1 protein-coding gene is annotated in these 2,028 nt (G+C 72.5%); it reads right to left on the reverse strand.

The features are described 5' to 3' along the window. A partial coding sequence (gene lon / locus AB0C29_RS45620; RefSeq protein WP_360834228.1) for an endopeptidase La occupies nt 1–2,028 on the reverse strand: 2,028 nt, incomplete at both ends.

Raw genomic sequence — 2,028 nt, forward strand, 5'->3', positions numbered from 1 at the left:
GCCTTGAGCACGTCGGCCGGCACCTCGTCGAGGTCGGGCTCGTTGCGCTGCGGGAGGTACACCTCGGTGAGGCCGGCCCGCTGGGCGGCCAGCAGCTTCTGCTTCACGCCGCCGATGGGCAGCACCCGGCCGGTCAGCGACACCTCGCCGGTCATGCCGACCTCGGCGCGCACGTTGCGGCCGAGCAGCAGCGAGACCAGCGCCGTGGTCATGGTGACACCGGCCGACGGCCCGTCCTTGGGCACCGCGCCCGCGGGCACGTGCAGGTGGATCGGGTGGTCCAGCTGCTCCGGGGAGATGCCGAACTCCTCGGCGTGCGCCCGCACGTAGGAGAGGGCGATCTGCGCCGACTCCTTCATCACGTCGCCGAGCTGGCCGGTGACCGACAGCCCGCCCTTGTCGCCGGGCAGCAGCGAGGCCTCGATGTAGAGCACGTCGCCGCCCATCCCGGTAACGGCCAGCCCGGTGGCCACGCCGGGGACGGCGGTCCGCTCGGACGACTCCGGCAGGAACCGCGGCCGTCCGATCAGGTCCTTGAGGTCGGCGGGACCGATGGTGACGGGCAGGTCCTTGAGAGCGGCCTTGCGGAACGTCTTGGCCAGCAGGCGCTCGAACGACCGTACGCCGGCCTCCCGGGTGTAGTTGGCCGCGATCTCGCGCAGAGCGTCCTCGGTGACCGTCACCTCGCCGGGCGACAGTGCGGCGCGCTCCAGCTGGCGGGGCACCAGGAAGTCGCGGGCGATGGCCACCTTGTCGCTCTCGGTGTAGCCGTCGATCGAGATGAGCTCCATCCGGTCGAACAGCGCCTGCGGGATCGTCTCCAGCACGTTCGCGGTCGCGATGAACAGCACGTCGGACAGGTCCAGGTCCAGGTCGAGGTAGTGGTCCCGGAAGGTGTGGTTCTGCGCCGGGTCCAGCACCTCCAGCAGCGCCGCGGCGGGGTCACCGCGGTAGTCGCTGCCGACCTTGTCGACCTCGTCGAGCAGCACGACCGGGTTCATCGAGCCGGCTTCCCGGACGGCCCGCACGATGCGGCCGGGCAGCGCCCCGACATAGGTACGCCGGTGGCCGCGGATCTCGGCCTCGTCGCGGACGCCGCCGAGGGCGACCCGGACGAACTTACGGCCGAGCGTGCGCGCGACCGACTCCCCCAGCGACGTCTTGCCGACGCCGGGCGGCCCGGCCAGCAGGATCACCGCGCCGGAGCCGCGGCCGCCGACGACCGACAGGCCCCGGGACTCGCGGCGGGCCCGGACACCGAGGTACTCCACGATGCGTTCCTTGACCTCGTCCAGCCCGTGGTGATCGGCGTCGAGGACGGCCCGGGCCGCGTCGAGGTCGACGGCGTCCTCGGTCCGGACGTTCCAGGGCAGCTCCAGGACGGTGTCGAGCCAGGTCCGGATCCACCCCGCCTCCGGGTTCTGCTCACCGCCGCGCTCCAGCTTGCCGACCTCACGCAGCGCCGCCTCGCGGACGTTCTCGGGCAGCTCGGCCGACTCGACCCGGGCGCGGTAGTCGTCGCTGCCGTCGGCCTCGCCCTCGCCGAGCTCCTTGCGGATGGCCTTGAGCTGCTCACGCAGCAGGTACTCGCGGTTGCGCTTCTCGACCGACTCGCGGACGTCGCTGTCGATCTTGTCGCTGACCTCGGACTCGGCCAGGAAGTCACCGGTCCACCCGATCAGCAACCGCAGCCGGGCCTCCACATCGGCCGTCTCCAGCAGCTCGCGCTTGCGGTCGTTGGACAGGTACGGCGCCCAGCCGGCGGTGTCCGCCAGGTCGCCGGGGTCGTCGATGGCACTGACCGAATCGATGACCTGCCACGCCTCACGGCGCTGCAACACGGTGACCACCAGCTGCTTGTACTCGGCGGCGAGCTCGCGGGCGTGCTCGGTGGCCGCGCCGGCCGTGACCGGTTCGGCCTCGACCCACAGGGCCGCGCCGGGGCCGGTCACCCCGCCGCCGATCTTGGCGCGTACGCCCGTACGCAGGACAGCGGCGGGCGACCCGCCGCGGGACTTGCCGACCTGC

Source organism: Actinoplanes sp. NPDC048791 (genome assembly GCF_040650095.1).
GTDB lineage: Bacteria > Actinomycetota > Actinomycetes > Mycobacteriales > Micromonosporaceae > Actinoplanes.